This window comes from Thermus sp. KWY1 (assembly GCF_057547025.1).
Genome location: NZ_BAAJPG010000017.1, coordinates 70533 through 93045, shown reverse-complemented (window position 1 = coordinate 93045; position 22513 = coordinate 70533). Strand labels below are relative to the sequence as shown.

General features: G+C 65.6%; 23 protein-coding genes and 1 riboswitch. Of the genes, 9 read left to right on the top strand and 14 right to left on the bottom strand.

Going from position 1 to position 22513, the window contains the following annotated elements; genetic code table 11:
* Positions 1–14: 14 nt before the first annotated feature.
* Positions 15–686 carry a manganese-dependent transcriptional regulator MntR gene (gene mntR, locus AC27GT_RS05120; protein WP_015717358.1) on the top strand — a complete coding sequence of 224 codons (672 nt, stop codon included), beginning with the start codon at positions 15–17 and terminating at the stop codon, positions 684–686.
* On the opposite strand, the gene AC27GT_RS05115 is transcribed toward mntR, so the two are convergent.
* From AC27GT_RS05115 to AC27GT_RS05090, 6 genes are all read right to left on the bottom strand, one after another.
* The gene (locus AC27GT_RS05115) at positions 668–1834 is read right to left on the bottom strand and encodes a serine hydrolase domain-containing protein (protein ID WP_015717359.1); all 1167 of its coding nucleotides are present in this window, start codon (positions 1832–1834) and stop codon (positions 668–670) included. The genes mntR and AC27GT_RS05115 overlap by 19 nt on opposite strands.
* 32 nt (positions 1835–1866) lie before the next feature.
* Complete coding sequence (locus AC27GT_RS05110) at positions 1867–2604, bottom strand: SDR family oxidoreductase (protein WP_015717360.1); 738 nt, start codon at positions 2602–2604, stop codon at positions 1867–1869.
* An 84-nt stretch (positions 2605–2688) separates the two neighbouring features.
* Positions 2689–3003 (bottom strand): hypothetical protein, encoded by a 315-nt coding sequence (locus tag AC27GT_RS05105; protein WP_015717361.1) that lies wholly within the window; start codon positions 3001–3003, stop codon positions 2689–2691.
* A complete protein-coding gene (locus tag AC27GT_RS05100; RefSeq protein ID WP_487223640.1) occupies positions 2984–3736 on the bottom strand; it encodes an ABC transporter ATP-binding protein in 753 nt (250 codons plus the stop codon). Before AC27GT_RS05100 ends, AC27GT_RS05105 begins: the two co-directional genes overlap by 20 nt.
* A complete protein-coding gene (locus tag AC27GT_RS05095) occupies positions 3723–4751 on the bottom strand; it encodes a FecCD family ABC transporter permease (RefSeq protein WP_015717363.1) in 1029 nt (342 codons plus the stop codon). Before AC27GT_RS05095 ends, AC27GT_RS05100 begins: the two co-directional genes overlap by 14 nt.
* 3 nt (positions 4752–4754) lie before the next feature.
* Positions 4755–5609 (bottom strand): ABC transporter substrate-binding protein, encoded by an 855-nt coding sequence (locus tag AC27GT_RS05090; protein ID WP_370534044.1) that lies wholly within the window; start codon positions 5607–5609, stop codon positions 4755–4757.
* A gap of 132 nt (positions 5610–5741) precedes the next feature.
* A riboswitch (cobalamin riboswitch) is annotated at positions 5742–5901 on the bottom strand.
* A 131-nt stretch (positions 5902–6032) separates the two neighbouring features.
* On the opposite strand from AC27GT_RS05090, the gene AC27GT_RS05085 reads away from it, so the two are divergent.
* From AC27GT_RS05085 to AC27GT_RS05065, 5 genes are read left to right on the top strand one after another with little or no spacing between them, the layout of a single operon-like run.
* Positions 6033–7226 (top strand): ROK family transcriptional regulator, encoded by a 1194-nt coding sequence (locus tag AC27GT_RS05085; RefSeq protein WP_487223639.1) that lies wholly within the window; start codon positions 6033–6035, stop codon positions 7224–7226.
* Positions 7183–8418 (top strand): ABC transporter substrate-binding protein, encoded by a 1236-nt coding sequence (locus tag AC27GT_RS05080; protein WP_015717367.1) that lies wholly within the window; start codon positions 7183–7185, stop codon positions 8416–8418. The genes AC27GT_RS05085 and AC27GT_RS05080 overlap by 44 nt, the downstream gene beginning before the upstream one ends.
* A 53-nt stretch (positions 8419–8471) precedes the next feature.
* Complete coding sequence (locus AC27GT_RS05075; RefSeq protein WP_015717368.1) at positions 8472–9581, top strand: carbohydrate ABC transporter permease; 1110 nt, start codon at positions 8472–8474, stop codon at positions 9579–9581.
* A complete protein-coding gene (locus AC27GT_RS05070) occupies positions 9581–10387 on the top strand; it encodes a carbohydrate ABC transporter permease (protein WP_015717369.1) in 807 nt (268 codons plus the stop codon). The genes AC27GT_RS05075 and AC27GT_RS05070 overlap by 1 nt, the downstream gene beginning before the upstream one ends.
* Positions 10388–10396: 9 nt before the next feature.
* Positions 10397–11305: an NADPH:quinone oxidoreductase family protein gene (locus AC27GT_RS05065; protein ID WP_487223638.1), complete on the top strand. Its 909-nt coding sequence runs from the start codon at positions 10397–10399 to the stop codon at positions 11303–11305.
* On the opposite strand, the gene AC27GT_RS05060 is transcribed toward AC27GT_RS05065, so the two are convergent.
* Entirely contained in the window at positions 11302–12150 is an 849-nt protein-coding gene (locus AC27GT_RS05060) for a Rossmann-fold NAD(P)-binding domain-containing protein (RefSeq protein ID WP_487223637.1), read from the bottom strand. The genes AC27GT_RS05065 and AC27GT_RS05060 overlap by 4 nt on opposite strands.
* Positions 12151–12159: 9 nt before the next feature.
* Between AC27GT_RS05060 and AC27GT_RS05055 the strand changes: the two genes are divergently transcribed.
* Positions 12160–13062, top strand: coding sequence for an AEC family transporter (locus AC27GT_RS05055; protein WP_487223636.1), 903 nt, complete (start codon positions 12160–12162; stop codon positions 13060–13062).
* Here AC27GT_RS05055 and AC27GT_RS05050 read toward each other — a convergent pair.
* The 5 genes from AC27GT_RS05050 to AC27GT_RS05030 are packed head-to-tail and all read right to left on the bottom strand — an operon-like array spanning position 13012 to position 16528.
* Positions 13012–13422: a hypothetical protein gene (locus AC27GT_RS05050; protein ID WP_487223635.1), complete on the bottom strand. Its 411-nt coding sequence runs from the start codon at positions 13420–13422 to the stop codon at positions 13012–13014. The genes AC27GT_RS05055 and AC27GT_RS05050 overlap by 51 nt on opposite strands.
* Complete coding sequence (locus AC27GT_RS05045; protein WP_487223634.1) at positions 13419–14105, bottom strand: 16S rRNA (uracil(1498)-N(3))-methyltransferase; 687 nt, start codon at positions 14103–14105, stop codon at positions 13419–13421. The genes AC27GT_RS05050 and AC27GT_RS05045 overlap by 4 nt, the downstream gene beginning before the upstream one ends.
* Before the next feature lie 3 nt (positions 14106–14108).
* Positions 14109–14873, bottom strand: coding sequence for a 50S ribosomal protein L11 methyltransferase (locus AC27GT_RS05040; protein WP_487223633.1), 765 nt, complete (start codon positions 14871–14873; stop codon positions 14109–14111).
* A gap of 4 nt (positions 14874–14877) precedes the next feature.
* Positions 14878–15474 carry a helix-turn-helix transcriptional regulator gene (locus AC27GT_RS05035; protein WP_015717375.1) on the bottom strand — a complete coding sequence of 199 codons (597 nt, stop codon included), beginning with the start codon at positions 15472–15474 and terminating at the stop codon, positions 14878–14880.
* Position 15475: 1 nt separating this feature from the next.
* Complete coding sequence (locus AC27GT_RS05030; RefSeq protein WP_487223632.1) at positions 15476–16528, bottom strand: Mrp/NBP35 family ATP-binding protein; 1053 nt, start codon at positions 16526–16528, stop codon at positions 15476–15478.
* A gap of 97 nt (positions 16529–16625) precedes the next feature.
* On the opposite strand from AC27GT_RS05030, the gene AC27GT_RS05025 reads away from it, so the two are divergent.
* Both AC27GT_RS05025 and AC27GT_RS05020 read left to right on the top strand, forming a co-directional pair.
* Positions 16626–17231: a hypothetical protein gene (locus AC27GT_RS05025; protein WP_487223631.1), complete on the top strand. Its 606-nt coding sequence runs from the start codon at positions 16626–16628 to the stop codon at positions 17229–17231.
* Positions 17232–17336: 105 nt separating this feature from the next.
* Positions 17337–19925 carry a valine--tRNA ligase gene (locus AC27GT_RS05020; RefSeq protein WP_487223630.1) on the top strand — a complete coding sequence of 863 codons (2589 nt, stop codon included), beginning with the start codon at positions 17337–17339 and terminating at the stop codon, positions 19923–19925.
* Here the strand turns inward: AC27GT_RS05020 and AC27GT_RS05015 are convergent.
* Positions 19909–20472: a DUF6812 domain-containing protein gene (locus AC27GT_RS05015; RefSeq protein WP_487223629.1), complete on the bottom strand. Its 564-nt coding sequence runs from the start codon at positions 20470–20472 to the stop codon at positions 19909–19911. The genes AC27GT_RS05020 and AC27GT_RS05015 overlap by 17 nt on opposite strands.
* Before the next feature lie 3 nt (positions 20473–20475).
* Positions 20476–22494 (bottom strand): single-stranded-DNA-specific exonuclease RecJ, encoded by a 2019-nt coding sequence (locus AC27GT_RS05010; RefSeq protein WP_487223628.1) that lies wholly within the window; start codon positions 22492–22494, stop codon positions 20476–20478.
* Positions 22495–22513 lie beyond the last annotated feature (19 nt).

Below are 22513 nucleotides of genomic sequence, written 5' to 3'. Positions count from 1 at the left end.
CTACCTTGAGGGGGATGGCGCGCCCTCCCCTGTCCGAGGCCCAGGAGGACTACCTTAAGCAGCTTTTCCTCCTGGAGGCGGAGCGGCAAGGCCCGGTGCCCACCCAGGCGCTTGCCGAGCGCTTGGGGGTTAAACCCCCCTCGGTGACGGAGATGCTCAAGAAGCTCACCGCCTTGGGCCTGGTGGAGCATGCCCCCTACCAGGGGGCCCGGCTCACCGAGGCCGGGCGGCGGATCGCCCTGGAGGTCCTAAGGCACCACCGGCTCCTCGAGGCCTACCTGCACCAGGCCCTCGGCTACGGTTGGGAAGAGGTCCACCAGGAGGCGGAACGGCTAGAGCACGTGATCAGCGAGGCCTTTGAGGAAAGGATCGCCGAGTTGTTAGGCCACCCTCCCTTTGACCCCCACGGGGACCCCATCCCCACCAAGGACCTGGCCCTGCCGGAAGCCCCAGCCCTCCCCCTCTCCCAGGCCCCCTTGGGGAAGGCCCGGGTGGTGCGGGCCCTGGCCCAGGACCGGGGCACCCTCAACCTCCTGGCCAAGCTGGGCCTGGTTCCTGGAAAGGTCCTTAGGGTGGTGGAGAAAGGTGACGGGGTGGGCATCGAAATGGCAGGGGAGGTATTGCGCCTTCCCGAGGAGCTGGCCCAGGCCATTGGGGTAGAGGCCCTTCAGGAAAGGGCCCCGTAAACCAGGGTGCGGAAGGCCAGGCCAAGCCGCTGCCCAAGCCGGGAGTGAAGAGCCTTTTCCGGCTCCAGCACGGAAAGGAGATTGGGGGCCTGGGTGAAAAGCAAGGCGCTCAGTTCCAGGGGGGGATCCACCAGGAAATACGTGCCGGCAAACCCCCACCAGTAGAAGTCGCCGGGGCTTCCCGGAGCCAGACCCCCATGGCCCAAACGCACCGCCACCCCCAGGCCAAAGCCGTAACCCGGACCTGGGGTGTACTCCAAGCCCCGCCGCAACCCGGCTTCGTAAAGGGGACCCAGGTGGTCGTGGGTCATGAGGCGGCACAGGCTCGGGTGCAACACACCCCGGCCCGTGCGCAGGGCCTCCAGGAACCGCAGGTAGTCCCAGGCCGTGCTCACCCCGCCCAGGCCCCCCGCATACCGGGGGGGCTCCGCCTCCACGGGGATCAGGCGGATGGACCTGCCCGTTTCCGGGTCTTGGGGGAAGGGCTTTGCCAAACGGGTGGGATCCCTGGCCAGAAAACCCGAGTCCCGCATCCCCAAGGAGGCGAACACCCGTTCCTCCAAGAGCTCCGCTAAGCTTTTCCCCGAAAGCACCTCCAAAAGATGTCCAAGCACATCGGTGGAAAGCCCGTACTCAAAGGCCGCTCCCGGCTGAAAGCGCAGGGGCAAAGCGGCCAGGCGCCCAAGAAACTCCTCCCGGGAAAGGTCAAACCGGTCCACCCCCGCCTCCAGGTAGAGCCGCTTCACCGGGGAGCGGAAGAAGACCCCATAGGTAAAGCCCGCCGTGTGCCGCAGGAGGTCGTAGACGGTGAGGGGCCGCCTCAGGGCCTCGAGGGCCACCTCCTCCCCCACTTCCCGCCCCACCTTGACCCCGGCGAACCCCGGCAGGTACTTTTCCACAGGGTCCAGAAGGGAAAGGCTGCCCTCCTCCACGAAGGTGAGGGCTAGGGCGGAAACCCATGGCTTGGTCATGGAGTAGATGCGGAAAAGAGCGTCTTCCCGCATGGGAAGAGCCCTTTCCGGATCCAGATACCCCCCCACTCCCTGGTAGATCACCTCTCCCCCCCGGGCCACCAGGGCCACGTACCCGGGAAGAAGCCCCTCAGCCACCTGCCTCTTCAAAAAACCATCCAGCCGGGAAAAATCCATGGTTCCCCCTTGGGGACCTAGCCTCCCTACCCTCAGGCGGGAGCAGCCCCCACCGTTCTACCCCCGTCCACGAAGAGGACCTGGCCGGTGATGAAGCTGGATTCATCCGAAACCAGGAAAAGGGCGGCGTAGGCCACCTCTATGGGCTGGCCGGCCCGGCCCAAGGGTGTGGCGGCGATGGCCTTCTCCCGCACCTTCTCCGGCACCTTAGCCGTCATCCGGGTCTCGATGAACCCGGGGGCCAGGGCGTTCACCCGGATCCCGTACCGCCCCAGCTCCAGGGCTAGGGTGCGGGTAAGCCCCACCACCCCCGCCTTGGAAGCCGCATAGTTGGCCTGCCCCAGGTTACCCAGGTACACCCGGGAACTGGTGAGCACAATGGAACCAGGGTTCCGCTCCCGCATGGCCTCGGAGGCCGCTTTGGCCACCAGGAAGCTTCCCGTAAGGTTCACCCTCAACACCGCCTCCCAGTCCTCCAGGGGCATCTTCCAGTGGAAGTTGTCCCGGGTGATGCCGGCATAGTGCACCACCCCGTCCAGGTGGCCCATGGCCTGAAGGGCCTCCTGGAATCCCCTCTCCACGGAAAGCGGGTCGGCCACGTTCATGGGAAGGGCCAAGGCCCCCGTGGCCGCCGCCGCCTCCCTTAGGGGCTCCTCCTCCAGATCGCAGGCCACCAACCTGGCCCCCTCCTGGGCAAAGAGCTCCAGGGTAGCCCGGCCGATCCCGTGGGCCGCTCCCGTGATCAGCACCACCTTGTCCTTTAGCCGCATCCGCCACCTCCTGTGTCTGGCGACCGAACGGTCGGTAAGTTCACCCTACCCCGTGGCGGGGTTTCCGTCAAGGGCTTCTTGGCCTCACCCCAGCCGCCAGGCGTAGTAAGGGGTTTCCACAAAGGCCGGGGGCCCTCCCAGATACACCCTGAGCCCCGGAAGGATCAGGGTCTCCCCCTCCCACTCAAAGGCCAGGGGGTCCACCGGCAAAGGGTAGTGGAGAACCCCTTCCCGGGGCAGGCCAAGCCGCAGGCGCTCGGGCAGGGAAAGCTTACCCACCAGGAGGTAACGGGCCCTCTTGGGTCCGGATTCCGTGTAAAAGGCCACCTCCTCCCCTAGGTCCAGGAGGAAAGCCCGGCCACGGATGTAGAGCCTGGCCCTATCCGTCCAGGTAGACATGGGGCCTCCCCATGAGGTGGGCCACCCGCACCCCTGGGCCGTAGAGGTTTTGCAGAAGGGCTTCCGTGAGCACCGCCTCCGGCCTCCCTTCCGCCAAAAGCCGTCCCCCTTTCAACACCGCCACCCGTCCGGCCAAAGCCGCCTGGTTGGGGTCGTGAAGGACGGAAAGAATCCCCATCCCCTTGGCAACCAGGTTTTGGAAGAGAGCAAGAAGCCCACCCTGGTATTCCAGGTCCAGGAAGGTGGTGGGCTCGTCCAGAAGGAGGTAGCGGGGCCTCGCCGCCAGGGCCCGGGCCAGAAGAACCCGCTGGCGTTCCCCGCCGGAAAGGCTACCCAGGTACCGGCCCCGGAAACGGGAAGCCCCCGTAACCTCCAAAGCCCACTCCACCGCTTCCACATCCTCCCACCCCTCGCGCCCCCAAAGGCCCAGGTGGGGAAGCCTTCCTAAGCGCACCACCTCCTCCACCAAGAGCCCCTCCGGGTAGGGGCCTCCCTGGGGCAGGTAGGCGAGGAGCCGGCCCCGGGCATAGCTTCCATAACCCCGAAGGGGCTTTCCCTCCAGAAAGACCCCCCCTGCCCTGGGCCGGAGGAGCCCCGCCATAACCCTCAGAAGGGTGCTCTTCCCCGATCCATTGGGGCCCAAAAGGGCCACCCACTCCCCCGGCCTTACGGCCAGGTCCACCCCTAAGAGGGCATAGGGCCCCACGATCCCCTTGGCCTCAAGCCCTTCCACGCCGCCTCCACATCAGGTACAGGAAGAATGGCCCCCCAAGAAGAGTGGTCACCACCCCCACGGGAAGCTCCGCCGGCCGGGTAAGGGTGCGGGCCAGGAGGTCCGCCAGCGTTAGGAGAACCGCCCCGCCTAGGGCAGAAGCAGGCAGAAGCAACCGGTAATCCTCGCCCAAGAGGCGCCGGAGGAGATGGGGGGTAATCAGGCCCACGAAGCCGATGATCCCCGCCTGGGCCACGGCAGCAGCCACCAACAGGCTTGCGGCAAGGAGGAGGAGGAGTTTCAGGCCCTCGAGGGGTAGCCCCATGCTCCGGGCCACCTCCTCCCCCAGCTGGAGGGCGTTCAACACCCGCCCCAAAAGCAACAGCGGGGGAAGCGCCAGAAGGAAAAAGAGGACCATGGCCTTCACCGAAGGCCAGCCCATGAAGGCCAGGTTGCCCAGGGTGTAGGCGAAGACCGCCCGCACTCGGTCGGCGTCCTGCATCATCAGGTAGGTGGTGGCCCCGGTCAAAACGCTCCCCACCACCACCCCCGCCAGGACCAGCTCCCCCGTCCGGGCCGCGCCCCCTGCCAGAACCAGGGTGAGGAAGGTGGCGGAGAGGGCCCCGAGGAACCCGAAGAGGGTGGCGGAAAGGGGAAGGCTTTGGAAGATGGCCTGCTGGGCAAAGGCGGGGGCCAGGCCCCCCAGCAAGCTGGCCAGAAGGGTCACGGCGAAGGCTGCTCCCGCCGCCGAGCCCATGAGGTAGGGGTCGGCCAGGGGATTGCGGAAAAGCCCCTGGAAGCTGGCCCCCGCCACCCCCAAGGCCGCCCCCACCAGCATCCCCCCCAGAACCCTGGGGAGCCGCATCTCCGTGACGATGGGATTCTCCTTTAGGCCCAAAAGGGCTTGGAGCACCTCGCCCGGCGGTAGGCTCACCGCCCCCATGGCTACCCCCAGCACCAGGGCCAGGAGGAGCAGGAGGAGGAGCCAGAAAAAGACCAGGCTCCGCCTAAGGGCCAGGGGGAGGGCCCGGGTCATGGCCTAGCGCCCGTGGAAGCAATCCACCAGAAGCCTAAGCCCCTGGGCCACCCGGGGGCCTGGACGGGAGAGGAGGCTATCCTGACCCCCGGTAAACACGCAGATGCGCCCTGTCTGCACCGCCTTCACCCGGCTCCAGCCAGGCCTGGCCCGGATGGTTTCCAGGGCACCCGGGTAGGTGGCCACGATCACCTCGGGGTTCTTCTCCACCACGAACTCGGGGGCGATCTTGGGGAAAAGGCCCAGCTCCTTGGGGATGATGTTCACCCCCCGGGCCTTTTGGATCAGGACCCCGATGAAGCTCTCCGGACCCACGGTGTAGGGGGTGGGGTCGATCTCGTAGTAAACCCGGGGCCGGGTCGGGGCCTTGGCCGCCCGGGACTCCTCCTGGTACACCTCCCGCTGAATCTGGGCCACCAGGCGCTCCGCCTGGGCCTCGAGGCCAAGAAGCCTCCCCAGGGTGCGGGTGGTGCGGAAGATGTCCTCGTAGGTCTCGGTGCGCACCGCATACACCGTTAGGCCCGCCCGCTCCAGGGTTTCGTACAAACGCCCGTACTTGGAAACCAGAACCAGATCCGGCTTCAGGGAGACGATGAACTCGGGGTTGGGATTGTAAAGCCCCCCCGCCTTGGGCAGGGCCTTCACCCTCTCGGGCCAGTCGGAGTAGTCGTCGGTGGCCACGATGCGGTCGCAAGCCCCTAGGGCGCAGACCGTTTCCGTCACCGAGGGCAACATGGTGACGATCCGTTTGGGCGGTGCCTTGACGGTAACCGTGCGCCCAAGGTCGTCGGTGACCGTCAAGGGGAAAGCCAAGGCCAAGGCCCAAAGAGCTGCCAGGAAGACCAGTATCCTTCTCATACCTACCTCCCTAAGGCCGCTAGGGCCAGGCCCGGGGGAGGTAGGGAAAACCCCTGCCGGAAAGCGGCAGGGGCGCAAATGGCTTTGCAAACCCCCATCGCTCCCCCATCCGCGTGAGGTGCCCGCCTCGGGGTCTGGCGGGCGGCCCTGGCAGGTATTCGGGCTTCCGGCCTGCGAAGCTTAAGCCCAAAGCGTGGCCGGTTACCGTTGCGGGACAGCGCCGGACTTGCACCGGACTTCCCCACTTTAAGCCTGGACTACGCGCCCAGGCACCAGGGCAACGGACCTGGCTTTGAGGCCCTAGCGGGCCTTAAGGCCAGGCTAAGCCTAACGGGGCAAAAAGGCAAGGGCTTGACACATCCGGGGACGGGTGATTTACTTAGTCCCGAGAACGAACTAAAGGGCCAAGGGAAAGGAACTGGGATGCGCAAAGGGGACACGCAGGAAATCCGCAGGCTCAACCGCCGGGCCATCCTGGCCCACCTGAGGCGGGGCCCCCTTACCCGGGCGGACCTTTCCCGGCTTACCGGTTTGGCTAAAAGCGCGGTAAGCCGCCTGGTGGATGAGCTTTTACAGGAGGGCCTTCTGGAGGAAGGGGCCTTTACCTCTCCCCCCGTGGGCCGGCCCGGCACCCTCTTGCACCTGCGCCCTGGCGTCCGCTTTGCCCTAGGCGCGGAACTGGGGGTGGAGGAGACCGTCCTTCTGGCCCTGGACTGGCGGGGAGAGGTTCTATGGGCCAGGGAATGGAGCCACCCCCGGGAGGCCGGTCCCAGGGAACGCCTGGAACGGCTTCTGCAGGAAATTCTTCCCCATGTACCGGGGCCCTTGGGCCTGGGGTTCACCCTGCCTGGGGTGGTGGTGGAGGACCGGCTCCTCCTGGCCCCCAACCTGGGCTGGAAAAACCTGGACCTGCGGCCCCTGCTCTCCCACTTTCCCCTGCCCACGGCCTTGGAAAACGATGCCAAGGCCTCGGCCCTGTCCGAGGTCTTCTTTCACGGCGAGGCTAACCTCGCCTACCTGGTGCTCAGCACGGGCTTGGGAATCGGGGTGGTATCGGATAGCCGGATCCTGCGGGGAGCGGGTGGGGCCGCTGGGGAGCTGGGCCACTGGCTCGGCCAGGGGCACAAGCCCTGCGCCTGCGGCCGGGTGGGATGCTTGGAAACCGAACTGGGCCTCGGTGCCCTCTTGGAGCACTACCGGTCCCTGGGCGGAAAGGCAGGGGACCTCGAGGCCCTGCTCCAGCAGGCCAAGCAGGGGGAGGCTTTGGCCCTCGAGGCCATCCACCACTTGGGTGAGGCCTTGGGACGCTTCCTGGCCAACCTGGCTGTGGCCTACGACCCGGCCCGGGTGGTCATAGGGGGCAAGGCGGCCGAGTTCTTCCCCTACCTGGAGCAATCCTTGCGCCAGTCCTTGGCGGCCCATGCCTTCCTGGAAGCCCATCGTTCCTTGCCCGTGCAACCTTCCCTTTATGGTCACCTGGCCCCGGCGGTGGGTGGGGCCAGCCTCTTTTTGGTGAGGTTTTTCGAGCTGGGCGGCCTGTGGGCGGAAAGCCCACGTCGCAATGGAGGTAGGTATGAGGAAGTGGCTTTTGGCGATCGGCGTGGCCTTGGGGCTTAGCGCCCTGGCCCAGACGGGCAAGCTGGAGATCTTCTCCTGGTGGGCGGGAGACGAAGGCCCGGCCCTCGAGGCCCTCATCCGGCTTTATAAGCAAAAGTATCCCGGTGTGGAGGTCATCAACGCCACGGTTACCGGCGGGGCAGGGGTGAACGCCAAGGCGGTCCTGAAGACCCGCATGCTGGGCGGTGACCCGCCCGACACCTTCCAGGTGCACGCCGGGCAGGAACTCATCGGCACCTGGGTGGTGGCCGACCGCATGGAGGACCTCACCAGCCTCTTCCGGCAGGAGGGTTGGCTCCAAGCCTTCCCCAAGGGCCTCATCGACCTCCTCTCCTACAAGGGAGGCATCTGGAGCGTGCCCGTCAACATCCACCGCTCCAACGTCATGTGGTACATCCCCGCCAAGCTGAAGGAATGGGGGGTGACCCCGCCCAAGACCTGGGCGGAGTTCCTCGCCACCTGCCAGACCTTGAAGCGGAAGGGCCTTGAAGCACCCTTGGCCTTGGGCGAGAACTGGACCCAGCAGCACCTTTGGGAAAGCGTGGCCCTGGCCACCCTGGGAGCCGACGGCTGGAATAACCTCTGGAGCGGCAAGCTAAAGTTCACCGACCCCAAGGCGGTGGCCGTATGGGAAACCTTTGGCAAGGTGCTGGATTGCGCCAACAAGGACGCCGCGGGGCTTTCCTGGCAACAGGCGGTGGACCGGGTAGTCCAGGGCAAGGCCGCTTTCAACATCATGGGCGACTGGGCCGCCGGCTACATGAGCACCACCTTGAAGCTCAAGCCCGGCACCGACTTCGCCTGGACCCCGTCCCCTGGCACCTCCGGGATCTTCATGATGCTCTCCGACTCCTTTGGCCTGCCCAAGGGAGCCAAGAACCGGCAAAACGCCATCAACTGGCTCAAGCTAGTGGGCTCCAAGGAGGGCCAGGACACCTTTAACCCCCTGAAGGGCTCCATCGCCGCCCGGCTGGACTCCGACCCCGCCAAGTACAACGCCTACGGCCAGTCGGCCATGAAGGACTGGAAGTCCAACCGCATCGTGGGCTCTTTGGTGCACGGGGCGGTGGCACCCGAAAGCTTCATGAGCCAGTTCGGCACGGTGATGGAGATCTTCTTGCAAAGCAGGAACCCACAAGCGGCGGCCAACGCCGCCCAGGCCATCGCCAACCAGGTGGGCTTGGGCCGCTAGAACCCCTCGGCCCGTGGGGGCAAAAGCCCCCACGGGCTTTTCCCGGAGGCCTCATGCGCGACCGGATCACGGCCTTTTTGGTCCTCCTTCCCTCCTTGGCGGCGGTGGCCATCTTCGTCTATGGCTTCATCGGGCAAAACCTCTGGGTTTCCCTCACCGACTGGGGAAAGAACCCAGCCCAGGCCCTGGCCCTGAGGCCAGAGCTCCACTTCGTGGGCCTGGAAAACTACCGTGAGCTCTTCACCGGCTTCGTGGACGTGCGTTTCCGCCAAAGCGTGGTCAACCTCATCTTCTTCACCCTCTTTTTCATGGGGGGAAGCCTGGGCCTAGGCCTCCTCCTGGCCATGGCCCTGGACCGCGGGCCCAAGGGAGAAGGCTTTTTCCGCACCGTCTTCCTCTTTCCCATGGCCCTCTCCTTCGTGGTCACCGGCACCATCTGGCGCTGGCTCTTGCAGCCCCAAGGCGGGGTCAACGTCCTGCCCACCCTCTTTGGCCTACCCCCCTTCCACTTCCCCTGGCTCACCACCAGGCAGCAGACCTGGGTCTTTGACTGGAACCAACTGCCCTTTTACACCGCCTTGGCGGTGGGCCTAACCCTCTTGTACGTGGCTTGGAAAGCCCACCGGGAAGGGGAAAGGAAGCGGCTTTTCTGGAGCCTGTTGTCCAGCGGGGTCCTCCTGGTTTGGGCCTTCACCCTGGGCAGAACCACCCACCTTCTCCCCTATCCCGAGCCCCACGGCTTCAGCCTGGCCCTGGTGGGGGTGATTCTGGCGGCGGTCTGGCAGATGTCCGGCTACACCATGGCCCTTTATCTGGCGGGTCTAAGGGGAATCCCCGTGGAGGTGCTGGAAGCGGCCAAGGTGGACGGGGCCAGCGAGTGGCAGACCTACCGGCACGTCATCCTTCCCCTCCTCGCCCCCATTACCCTTTCCGCCATGATCGTCCTGGGGCACATCGCCCTGAAGATCTTCGACCTTATCTTCGCCATGGCCGGGTTGGATTACGCCCCCACCGATGTACCTGCCATCTACATGTACCTCCTCGCCTTCCGCGGCAACCAGTTCGCCAAGGGGGCGGCCATCGGCATACTCCTCTTGCTTTTGGTGGCCTTGGTGGTCATCCCCTACCTGGTAAGCCAGCTTCGGAAGGAGGTCAGGCGCTGATGGGCCGGTTCTTCCTGTACGCCTTCTTACTCCTCGCCACCCTCTTCTTCCTTCTCCCCGTCTATCTGGTGATCCTCACCGCCCTGAAGGAACCCGCCAAGATTACCCTAGACACGGTTTGGCGCTGGCCGGACCCCGTGTACTGGGAAAGCTTCAAAATCGCCTGGGATGCCTTCCGGCCCAAGTTCCAAAACAGCATGGTCCTGGCCCTTTCCGCCACGGCGCTGTCCGCCCTGGTGGGAGCCCTCAACGGCTACGTCCTGGCCAAGTGGCCCTTTAGGGGTTCCAACCTCCTGTTTGCCCTCATGCTCTTCGGGATGTTCATCCCCTACCAGAGCATCCTCATCCCCCTTTTCCAGTTCGTAAAGGCCATAGGCCTTTACGGCACCCTATGGGGCCTTATCCTGGTCCACGTGGTCTACGGCATCCCCATCGTCACCCTTATCTTCAAGAACTACTACAGTGAAATCCCTGATGAGCTGGTGGAGGCTGCCCGCATAGATGGTGCAGGCTTCTTCGGCATCTTCCGCCACGTAATCCTGCCCCTTTCTGCTCCCGCCTTCGTGGTGGTGGCCATCTGGCAGTTCACCCAGATCTGGAACGAGTTCCTCTTCGCCGTGACCCTGACCCGGCCGGAAAGCCAGCCCATCACCGTGGCCCTGGCGCAACTGGCAGGCGGTGAGGCAGTGAAGTGGAACCTGCCCATGGCCGGGGCCATTCTGGCCGCTTTACCCACCCTTCTGGTCTACATCTTCCTGGGCCGGTACTTCCTTCGGGGGCTCCTGGCTGGCTCGGTAAAGGGGTAGACTCCTGCCATGCGCGCCTGGGTGCAAGAACGCCTTCAAGGCCCCATGACCTTTAAGGAGATCCCCGACCCCACGCCGGGCCCGGGAGAGGTAGTGCTGGAAGTGGAGGCGGTGGGCCTGAACTTCGCCGACCACCTCATGCGGCTTGGCGGATACCTCACCCGGATTCATCCGCCCTTCGTGCCGGGCATGGAGGTGGTGGGCCGGGTGGAGGGGCAGCGCTTTGCCGCCTTGGTAGGGCATGGGGCCCTGGCGGAGAAGGTAGCCGTGCCCAGGGAAGCCCTTCTACCCGTGCCCGAGGGGCTCTCCCCGGAGGAGGCCGCCGCCTACCCGGTTTCCTTCCTCACCGCCTACCTGGCCCTGAGGCAGGCGGGGGCCAAGCCCGGGGAAAAGGTCCTGGTGCAGGCAGCGGCGGGAGCTTTGGGAACAGCTTCGGTGCAGGTGGCAAAGGCCATGGGCCTAAAGGTGCTGGCCTCCGCCTCGAGGCCCGAGAAGCTGGATCTTCCCCAGGCCCTGGGGGCCGAGGCCGTCGCCACCTATGCGGAGCTCCCCGAAAAGGCCAGGGCATTCGGCGGGGTGGATATCCTTCTGGAGGTGCGGGGTAGCCAGTTGGAGGAAAGCCTTTCCCTTCTGAACCCGGGGGGAAGGCTGGTCTATATTGGGGCCGCCGAGGGAGAGGTGGCGCCCCTGAATCCCTTGCGCCTCATGCGGAGGAACCTCACGGTAATGGGCTTTTGGCTTGCTCCCCTCCTCAGGGAAAAAGCCCTGGTGCAGGAGGCCTTGCGGTTTCTCCTGCCCCGTTTGGGCCGGGAGCTCAAGCCCGTGGTGGGAAGGGTTTTCCCCTTCCCCGAGGCTGAAGCCGCCTTCCAAGCCCTCCTGGACCGGGGCCATGTGGGCAAGATCGTCGTCCGCCTTTAGTCCAAGCCCAGGAGGTGCCGCACCGCCGCCAGGTCAAAAAGGGCGTGGCCCACGCTCTTGAAAAGCACGGGGTCCCCTTCCGACCGCTTGCCCAAAAGGGCTTCCTTTAAGGTCACCACCGGCTTGGAAAGGCCCTGAAGCTCCCCGGCCTCCACCAGGGCATCCTCCGTATCGCAATAAACCGCCGCCCGCTCCACCAAGGCCCCTGGCACCTCGCGCATCTCCGGGCGGAAGCTCCCCACGGCGGCGATGAAGGTGCCCTCCGGCACCCTCTCGGGTAGGACGGGGGTGGAGCTCGAGGTGGCCGTGACGATGAAGGCCACCTCCTCAGGCACCTCGGGGGCGACCCACTCCTCCGCCTCGAGGCCCATACCCCTGGCCTTGGCCAAAAGGGCCTCGGTCCGCTCCCTGCTCCTTCCCCGGATCCACACCCGGCGCAGGGTAAATCCCTCGGCGAAGGCCTCGAGGTGGGCTTCCCCCTGAACCCCAGGCCCCACCAGGAGCAGGGCCCCCTCTTGCCTAGGGGCAAGGAGCCGGGCCGCGAGAAGGGAAAGGGCAGCGGTGCGCCTTTTCGTGATCTCCTCCCCCGGCAGGTGAACAACCTCCCCGGTATCCAGCCTCCTGACCCAGACCTCCGCCTGCACCGCAGGCTGGCGGTGGGCCTCAGGCTGTTCCCTTGGGGAAGCCTCCACCGTGACCAGCTTGCAAAGGGCCACCTCTTGGTCTGCGGCGGGCATCACCAAAAACTGCCCTCCCGGGATGGGAAGGACCTGCCTTCTCGGAACCTCCGCCTTCCGGAGGAGCACCCTCTCTATAGCCTTGGAAAGCGCCAGATAGCCTGCCATGCCCTTAGAATGCCTCACATGCAGGCCCTTCTCAACACGGTTCTTCCCGTGGCCCTGGTGGTCTTCTCCGGGTATCTGTTGGGAAAGCGCATCCCCATGGACCTCACCACCTTAAGCCGCCTCACCCTCTACCTCCTGGTGCCCGCCCTCATCTTCGACGCCATGTACCGGGCGGAGTACTCCCGGGAAGGCCTGGTGGGCCTTGCCTTGGGCTTTACCCTCACCTACCTTCTCCTCTTTCTGGCCATCACCGGGATGGCCAGACTCCTTGGCCTCTCCCCCGAGGCCGCCAAGTCCCTTCTCGTCTGCAGCCTGTTCCCCAACTCCGGCAACATGGGGCTTTCCCTGGTCTACTTCGCCCTGGGAGAAGAGGGACTGAGGCGGGCCGTGGTGTACTTTATCCTCTCCAGCGTGGTCATGTTCGGCCTGGGGCCGGCCTTCATAAGGGGAGGCGGCCTCAAGGAAGGGCTCTTTTTCACCCTGCGCCTGCCCCTCTTTTACGCCCTCCTTCTGGGCCTGCTGCTGAAGGCCCTGGGGGTAAGCCTTCCCTTCCGCCTGGACGAGGGCCTACGCCTCATGGGCCAGGCGGCCATCCCCGTTCTCCTCCTCACCCTGGGAATGCAGATGAGCCAGACCCGCTTCCAGGTGGGGGCCTTTGAGGGAGTGGCCAGCAGCCTGCGGCTCCTCATGGCCCCCCTTCTGGCCTACGGGGTGGGGTTCATCCTGGGCCTTCCCCGCCTGGAGCACCAGGTCCTGGTCCTGCAGTCGGCTACCCCTGTGGCGGTGAACGCCTTCCTCCTCACCCGGGAGTTTGGGGGGGAAGCCTTGCGGGTGGCCAGGAGCGTGGTGGTTTCCACCTTCCTAGCCTTCTTGACCATTCCCCTTTTTCTCCTCCTCATCGGGGTCCGGTAGCCTGGGCGTCCCCAGGTCCAGCTGGAAAAGAACCCCCTCCACCCAAAGCCCCACCAGGCGGTGGTAGCCCTGGCTCAAGGGAAAGGAAACCCGGTAGGAGCCCGGCTCCTCTAGAAAGAGGGTTTTCTCCTGGAGCAAGGCCTCCTCCCGGAACCACTTGAGGTGGAGGTAGCCCGGGGAAGGAAGGCGCTCCACCCTGAGGACCAGGATGGCCTCCTCCGCGCCCTTCTCCAGGCGAGCCACCACAAAAGGCCTTTCCGGGGGCAGGGGCTTGCCCGGGTCCAGGGGGAGGAAGGTGTAGCGGCAACCCGCAAGGAAGAGGAGGAGGACCACACCCCCAAGCCAGCCGAAGGTCCTCATCTCCCCTCCCCGGCGGTGCACAGGGCGAGGAGGGCAATGGCCGCCGTTTCCGCCCGCAGAATCCTCCGGCCCAGGAAGACCGGGGTAAAGCCTTTTTCCTGCAAAAGCTCCACCTCCTCCTCCGCAAATCCCCCTTCCGGTCCCACGGCCAAGGCCAGGGACTTCCCAAGGTCCAGCACCTCCCGAACCAGGCTTCTTGCTCCCACATGGGCCACCATCCCCTGCTCCACCCTCGGAAGGGCGTTCAGGGGAATGGGAGGCAGAACCTCGGGCACCCTTAGCCTCCCCGACTGCTTGGCTGCCTCCACGGCGATGGCCTGAAGCCTTTTCAGCTTCCCCTCCCCCATCTCCTTGGGCACGGAGTGCCGGGTGACGAGGGGTTGGATGCGGGTGGCCCCGAGCTCCGTGGCCGCGCGCACCACCTCAGCAAGCTTGTCCCCCTTTAAAAGGGCGGGGTAGAGGGCCACCTCCACCCCCACCTCCCGCTCCGGGTGCCGTTCCTCCAGGATGCGGTAGCGCACCGGCGGCCCCAGCTCCACCACCTCCGCCAGGGCCTCCCGGTCCGCGTCAAAGACGGTGAACCGGTCTCCCACCTTGGCCCGCAGCACCTCCAGGAGGTGCCGGCTTTCCCTTATGGGAAGCACCCCGGTAAGGCCTGGGCTATAGGCGCGGTGCGGGCGCATGGCTCAGATCCCGTAGGCCAGCAACACCCACTCCCCTTCCCTCTCCTCCTCCAGGAGGGAGAAGCCTTCCCTGGCCATGGCCTCCTTCACCAGGGAGGCCTTTTCCGCCAGGATCCCCGTGAGGAGAAGCCTCCCTCCTGGGGCCAAGGCCTTTGGATAAAGGGGGGCCAGCTCCCGGTGAAGCTCCGCAAACAGGTTGGCCACCAGGAGGTCAAAGGGCCCGTGAGGCAGGGCTTCCTCGAGGCTACCCGGGAGGAAGCGGACCCCGGCCCCGTTTCTTCTGGCGTTCTCCTCCGCCTGGGGAAGCACGGTTTCGTCAATATCCACCCCCAAGGCCTTGCCCCCCAGCTTGGCGGCGGCGATGGCCAGGATGCCCGAGCCCGTGCCCAGGTCCAGCACCCTTTCCCCAGAACGCAGGTGGCGGGCCAGGGCGGAGAGAGCCAGGCGGGTGGTCTCGTGGTGCCCGGTGCCGAAGGCCATGCCGGGCTCGATCACCAAAGGAATCCCCTCCCCCTCCCAGGGGTGCCAGGGAGCCAGCACCACGAAAGGCCCAGCCCACACGGGCTTAAGATCCCGTCGCCAGGCGGAAAGCCAGTCCTCGTCGGGGAGCTCCTCCCATACGCCCCCAAAGGGAAGGTCCAGGGGAGCAGGGAAATAGGCCCACACCTCCCCCTCCCGCTCCTCGAGGCCCCGGGCCCCTCGGTCAAAGAGATCGGGGATCAGGGGGTCCAGTTCCGCCGCCGTGCCCTTCAGGCGGTAAACCCACACCCCGCTATTCTACCCGGTACCGGCAACAGCTTCCCCCCTCCGCCAGCCTCTCCTCCCGCAGCAAGGGGAGGCCCAGCAACTCCTGGTAGGCGAGGAGTTCGCTCTGACAGAGGGCCTCGTGCTCCCGGGAGAGGGCCAGCTTGGGGCAGCGCTTCTGGCAGAGGTACAGCCTTCCCCCTTCCTCCACCACCTCCGCCTCATAGCCCTGCTCCCTCAGGAACTGGGCCAGGCGGGCCAGGCGTTCCCTGAGGGGAAGGGCCTCCAGGTTCAAGGGAGCAAACAGGTTGCGGTTCCTTTCCAAAAGGAGGCGCACCACCCCTTCCCGGCCCAGAACCCTCTCCACCTCCTTAAGCACATCCCCGCAAAGGGAAGCGTAGGGAGCCTCCCTGTCCTGGGCCATGTACAGGCGGTAGGGCCGGCCCCGGCCCAGGCACTTCCTCACCTCCGAGCGCACCAGACCCCGGGCCTCGAGGTCCTGCAGGTGCTTCAGAACCGCCACCCGGCTCACCCCCAGGGCTTCGGCCAGCTCCTTGGCGGTATAGGGCCTGAGCCTCAGGAGGTCCAGAACCCGTTCCTTGGTGCCTTCCAGAACTAGGGCCATATCAGGCCATGGGCAGGGCGATGAAGGCTTGCACGCTCAAGGCAGCGGCCAGCTCCCGGGCCGCCCTTCTGAAGGCCTCCGCCTCGGGACCCTCCGGGCTTTCCACCAGGATGGGCCTTCCCCGGTCCCCGCTTTCCCGCAAGGGTAGGGTGAGGGGAATCTCCCCAAGGAAACGGGTCTTGAGCCGTTCCGCAAGCCGCTTTCCGCCGCCTTCCCCGAAGATGGGGGTGGGCTTGCCGCAGTGGGGGCAGAGGAAGTGGCTCATGTTCTCCAAAACCCCCAGGACGGGCACCTGCACCTTCTTGAACATGTCCGCAGCCCTTTCCGCATCGATCAGGGCCACCTCCTGCGGGGTGGTCACGATCACCCCGCCGGAAACCTTGGTGAGCTGGGCCAGGCTGAGCTGCACATCCCCGGTACCTGGGGGTAGGTCCACCACCAGGTAGTCCAGCTCCCCCCAGTTCACCTCCTCCAGGAACTGCTTGATGGTGCCGTGGAGGATGGGCCCCCGCCAGATCATGGCCTGGCCAGGGGGAACGATGTTGGCGATGGAAAGGACCTTGAGGCCAAAGGCCTCGAGGGGAAGGATCTTCCGGTGCTGGTCCACCTTGAGCCTCTCCCCCTCCAGGCCGAACATCTTGGCCTGGCTGGGCCCGTAGAGGTCAGCGTCCAAGAGGCCCACCCGGGCCCCCTCCTGCAAGAGGGCCAGGGCCAGGTTGGCGGCCACGGTGCTCTTGCCCACCCCCCCCTTGCCGGAGCCCACCGCCACCACGTGCTTCACCCCGGGGATGGGGTACTGCTCGGGAGCCTTAACCCCACCGCCGAAACGCACCCGCACCTCCTCCACCCCCAAAGGATGAAGGGCCCGCTTGATGTCCGCTTCTATCTGGCCCTTTAAGGGACAGGCGGGGGTGGTGAGGTTGATCAGGAGGTCCACCCGGCTTCCCTCCAGCCTCACCTCCCCCACCATGCCCAAGGAAACCAGATCCTTGCCCAGCTCGGGGTCCATCACCGTGCGCAGGGCCTCGAGGACCCGCTCTTCCGTAAACGCCATACCGGGCTCAGGGTATACCCGGATATGGTTTTGGGCAAGGGGGGGACTCACAGTTTTCATCAAAACCCTCCCGAGGCCCGGGCTAATATGGATTCGCATGTACCCCGAGTGGCGGAAGCAACCCTTCTTTGAACTCCACCTGGCCTGGCTGGTTCAGGGACCCAGGGGCTACGACCTTCTCTTCAAGGTCAACCCCTATAGCCTTTACAAAACCCGTGAGGAAGCCCTGGAGGCCGCCAAAACCCTCCTTAAAGGGGAGAGGCTGGACCAGGATCCCAAGGTGGGAAGGAACAAGGCTCCCGTGCTCCTTTCCCCGGAGGACCGCACCCGCTTCCTGGTCCTTTTGGAAAGCGGCAAGGCCCTTTTGCCCCTGGACCGTTATGCCCTTTTGGGGGAGATCGCCTTGGTGGAGGAGCGCCTTCTCCACCGGGCTCCCTTCCGGGACCCCAGCAACGTCCTCCATAGCCTCGTGGGCCTTCCCGTCCGGCTCCTCCACACACCCATCAACGACCCCGAAGCGGATTCCAAGGAAGTATCCCAGGGAATCCTCCAGCTGGAACCGGAAGGGATCCGGGTGGGGGAAACCTTCCTGGCCATCCCTGGGGAAACCCCGATAGAGGGCCTGGCCTACGAGGATGCCTTCTTCGACCTGGGGGAGGGCCACTACTACCTCTATGCGCTTTCCAGCTCCACGCCCTCGTGAAGGGCCTCGAGGTCCAAGGTGCCCTCCGGGAAGGGCTACCTGGCCTCTCCTGCGCTAGCATCCCCTGAACGCACCCCACCCGGCTTGGGTAAACTATCGGGTAGCATGGACCTACCCAAGGCCTACGACCCCAAGACCGTGGAACCCAAGTGGGCGGAGAAGTGGGCGAACAATCCCTTCGTGGCCAACCCCAAAAGCGGCAAGACCCCCTTCGTCATCTTCATGCCACCCCCCAACGTGACGGGAAGCCTGCACATGGGCCACGCCCTGGACAACTCCCTACAGGATGCCCTCATCCGCTATAAGCGCATGCAAGGGTATGAAGCCGTGTGGCTTCCCGGAACCGACCATGCGGGCATCGCCACCCAGGTGGTGGTGGAAAGGCTTCTCCTGAAAGAGGGCAAGACCAGGCACGACCTGGGACGGGAGGCCTTTCTGAAGCGGGTTTGGGAGTGGAAGGAGGAATCGGGGGGTACCATCCTAAAGCAACTCAAACGCCTTGGGGCCAGCGCCGACTGGAGCCGGGAAGCCTTCACCATGGACGAAGCCCGCTCCAAGGCGGTGCGCTACGCCTTCAGCCGCTACTATCACGAGGGCCTGGCCTACCGGGCCCCCCGGCTGGTCAACTGGTGCCCCCGGTGCGAGACCACGCTTTCGGACCTGGAGGTGGAAACGGAGCCCACCCCGGGCAAGCTCTACACCCTGGCCTACGAGGTGGAAGGCGGCGAACGCATCGCCATCGCCACCGTAAGGCCGGAAACCGTCTTCGCTGACCAGGCCATCGCCGTCCACCCCGAGGACGAGCGCTACCGGCACCTTATCGGCAAAAAGGCCCGCATCCCCCTCACGGACATCTGGATCCCCATACTGGCGGACAGTGCCGTGGAGCGGGAGTTCGGCACCGGGGCCCTCAAGGTGACCCCAGCCCACGACCCCCTGGACTACGAGATCGGGGAACGGCACGGGCTGGAGGCGGTTTCCGTCATCAACCTGGAAGGGCGCATGGAAGGGGAAAGGGTGCCGGAGCCCTTGCGGGGCCTGGACCGGTTCGAAGCCCGGAAGAAGGCGGTGGAGCTCTTCCGGGAGGCAGGCCACCTCCTGAAGGAGGAGGACTACACCATCCAGATGGCCACCTGCTCCCGCTGCGGCACCCCCTTGGAGTACGCCATCTTCCCCCAGTGGTGGCTTTCCATGAAGCCCCTGGCGGAAAAGGTGATCAGGGGCCTGGAACGGGATGAGATCGCCTTCGTGCCCGAGCGCTGGAAGAAGGTAAACCTGGACTGGCTGAAGAACGTTCGGGACTGGAACATCTCCCGCCAGCTCTGGTGGGGGCACCAGATCCCTGCCTGGTACTGCCAGGACTGCCAGGCGGTGAACGTGCCCCACCCTGAGCGCTACCTGGAAGACCCCAGCACCTGCGAGGCCTGCGGAAGCCCAAACCTCAAGCGGGATGAGGACGTATTTGACACCTGGTTCTCCTCGGCCCTTTGGCCCCTTTCCACCCTGGGTTGGCCAGAGGAAACGGAGGACCTCGAGGCCTTCTACCCCGGGGACGTCCTGGTCACGGGCTACGACATCCTCTTCCTATGGGTGAGCCGCATGGAGGTCTCCGGTTACCACTTCCGGGGGGAAAGGCCCTTTAAGACCGTGCTCCTCCATGGCCTCGTCCTGGACGAGAAGGGGCAAAAGATGTCCAAATCCAAGGGGAACGTCATAGATCCCCTGGAAATGGTGGAGCGCTATGGAGCGGACGCCCTGCGCTTTGCCCTCACCTATCTGGCCACCGGAGGCCAGGACATCAGGCTGGACCTCCGCTGGCTGGAAATGGCCCGGAACTTCGCCAACAAGCTCTATAATGCCGCCCGCTTTGTGCTCCTGAGCCGGGAGGCCCTCCAGGCCAAGGCGGACGAGCCCACCCTGGCCGACCGCTTCATGCAAAGCCGTTTGAGCCGGGGCGTGGCGGAAATAACCCGCCTCTATGAGGCCCTGGACCTGGCCCAGGCGGCCCGGGAGGTGTACGAGCTGGTCTGGAGCGAGTTCTGCGACTGGTACCTGGAGGCCAGCAAGCCAGCCCTCAAGGCAGGAAACGCCTTTACCCTACGCACCCTCGAGGAAACCCTTGCCACCCTCCTGAAGCTCCTCCACCCCATCATGCCCTTCCTCACCAGCGAGCTCTACCAGGCCCTCACCGGCAAGGAGGAGCTCGCCCTCGAGGCCTGGCCCCAACCCAAGGCCACGGACGAGGAAGCCGAAGCCCGGTTTGAAGCCCTCAAGCAGGCGGTAACGGCGGTGCGGGCCCTGAAGGCCGAGGCCGGGCTTCCCTTGGCCCAGGAGGTGCGGGTCTACCTGGAAGGGGAAGCCACGCCGGTGGTGGAAAACCAGGAGGTCTTCCGCTTTCTGGCCCGGGCCGAGCTGTTACCCGAGCGGCCCAACAGGGCCCTGGTGAAGGCCATGCCCAAGGTGACGGTGCGCATGCCCTTGGAGGGCCTTCTCGACGTGGACGAGTGGAGGCGCCGGCAGGAGAAGCGCCTGCAAGAACTCCTGGCCCTGGCGGAAAGGAGCCAGAAAAAGCTTTCCGCCCCCGGCTTCCGGGAGAAGGCTCCCAAGGAGGTGGTGGAGGCCGAGGAGGAAAGGCTTAAGGAAAACCTGGCCCAGATCGAGCGCATCCGGGAGGCCCTCAGCCAAATAGGGTAAGCCGGGGGTCTTGGGCCTCCCCCGGAGCCTCGGCCACCGCCTCGGCCAGGCGCAGGTACACGGTCACGAAGGGGAAACGCTCCAAGGGCTCCAGCTCCACGATGGGACGGTCGGGGAGGAGGGGGTAAAGGCCCGCCTCCAGGAGGGTTTGGAAGGGCTTGGCCTGGGAAAGGAAGTCAGAAAGCCTGACTCCCCGGGGCAGGAGAAGCTCTCCGGCCAGGAGGTAGTCCCCAAAGAGGAGGGCCAGGCGCCTCTTCTCCAGGAGGGCGGGGCTGGTACGGGGCTCGCTGGGCTTCCCACCCACCACCCACTGGATCCGCTCCTTGCGCAAGGCCAGGAATCCGGTGCTGGCCTTGAGGTCCTTGGCCTCCGGGGGATGGGTGTAGCCCGGGGTGTAAAGGAGGGCGCCAGTGACCGGAAGATAGGGCTTCTCCTGGTTCAAAAGATCGGCGGTGCCCGCCCCGGGCACCAGGTAGATGAGCCCGTAGACCCGGTAAGCCTGGGTGTAGATCCTGGCCTCATGTACCTCTCGGGGCTGCTTGTACATCCTTCACCCCCTATTCGGCAATGCATCTGCCCTATCGGGCAAAGCCGCCCAGTAGGCCAACAAGGCCTCGCTGAAAAGGGGGGCATGCCCCCTCTGGTAAGCAAAAAGGAGTCTCTGGGCCACCAGGGCCCTAAGCCGCTCCTCGTCCATGGGGAGCGTGGGCGGAGCCAGGAGCCTGGCCCGGGCACCCGCCCCCAGGGCCACATACACCGGACCGCGGGGAATCCCCACGGGGGTGGGGGGTATCCCTAGCCAAAGCGTAGCTTCCCCAGGGCTTAATAGGCGAAACCCCGCCCCCTTCGCATACTCCAGGCCCTCGGGGTTATCCTCGGGAACGTATACCCCCTCCCCCATCCTGGCTCGGGCCAAGGCCTCGGGCAAAGGAATGGGATAGGCAAAGGGCTCCACCCCTCCCTCAAGCTCCCCGGGCTCGCGGAAGTCCAGGGCCTGGGCCTCATAGGACACGGTACCGTTCCAGCGGTTTTCCACCAGTAAGACGGCGGCTTCCAACTCCGAGGGCATAGCGGCCGCCCGCTCCCCCATGCGCCAGGCCACCACCCTAACCCCCTGCAGGCGGAAGGCGAGGTGCTTCCCCTCCCCCATGGACCGGGCCTCCTCCGGGGAGCCTTGGAGAAGGAAAAGGGGCTCGGGATTCCCTTCCCCAAAGGGCTCTAAGGCCAGCAAGGCTTGGTGAAGCTCCGGAAGTGACGTCAAAGGGGGTAAAAGCCCTACAAGGGGCACTTCCCGCACAGGGTCGGGGAAGGAGGCGGCAAAGGCCTCCACCCGCTCCTTAAACCGGGGGAAATGGGCCTCATCCACGGCAAAGCCCGCAGCCTCCCGGTGGCCTCCATAGCGGAGAAGAAGGTCCTCGGCACTCCTTAAGGCCTCCACGGCGCTGATGGGGGGGAGGCTTCGCACCGTGCCCTTCCCCTGAGCCACGATGAAGACCGGGCGCAAGGTGGCCTCGAGGATGCGGCTCGCCACGATGCCCATCACCCCCGGATGCCCCTCGGGATCGTGCAGAACGATGGCCTTGGCCTCGGGATCCGCCTGGGGAAGAAGCCTTTTAAGCATCTCCTCCTCTATGGCCTGGCGGCGGGCGTTCAGCCGGTTCAGCTCCTCCACCAAACCCTTGGCCTCCTCCTCGTCCTCCGTGAGGAGAAGCCTAAGGGCTTTCTCCGCCTCCCCCAGGCGGCTTGCCGCATTGATGCGGGGGGCGATGCGGAAGGCCACCTCCACCGCCTTCCCCGTGTAGCCCACACTTTCCGCAAGGAGGCGAAGCCCCAAGAGGCGGGAGTCCTTAAGGCGCTCAAGCCCTTCCCGCACCAAGGCCCGGTTCCACCCCCAAAGGGGGGCCACGTCGGCGATGGTGCCCACCGCCGCCAGGTCGGCGTACTCCAGGGGCGGGGGCAGGCCCAGCCGCTCATGGAGGGCCCAGAGGAGCAGGAAGGCCACCCCGGCCCCCGTGGGGTGCTCCTTAAGGTCCGGGGTGTAGGCGGGATGGAGAATGACACCCGGAGGAGGGGTATCGCGGGGCGTGTGGTGGTCGGTCACCAGAACCTCCACCCCGTTTTCCACCAGCTCCCGAAGCTCGGCATGGTTGGCGATGCCGCAGTCCACCGTCAGGAACAGATCGGCGGCTTCCAGGTGCTCGGGGATGCGCTTGGGGTGGACTCCATACCCTTCCTCGAGGCGATGGGGGATAAAGGGATGCACCTCCGCCCCCAAGGCCCTGAGGCCCCGCACCAGGATGGCGGTTCCGGTGAGGCCATCCGCATCGTAGTCCCCGTGGATGCGGATGCGCTTCCTCCCCTCTAGCGCCCAAAGGAGAAGCTCCACCGCCTCCTTCAGGCCCCTGAGGGGAAGAAGGCCCAGGGAAGGCTTCAGGTCCTCAGGGCGGCGCACCCCCCGGTGCCAGTAGGCCAAGGCAGCCTCCGGCCCCACCCCAAAGGCCTCCATCACCTCCCGCCACTCCTTCAAGGGCGGCAAGGGGAGAAGACGCCAGCGCACCCGGTCCTTCATATAACCCCTTAAGCCTCCC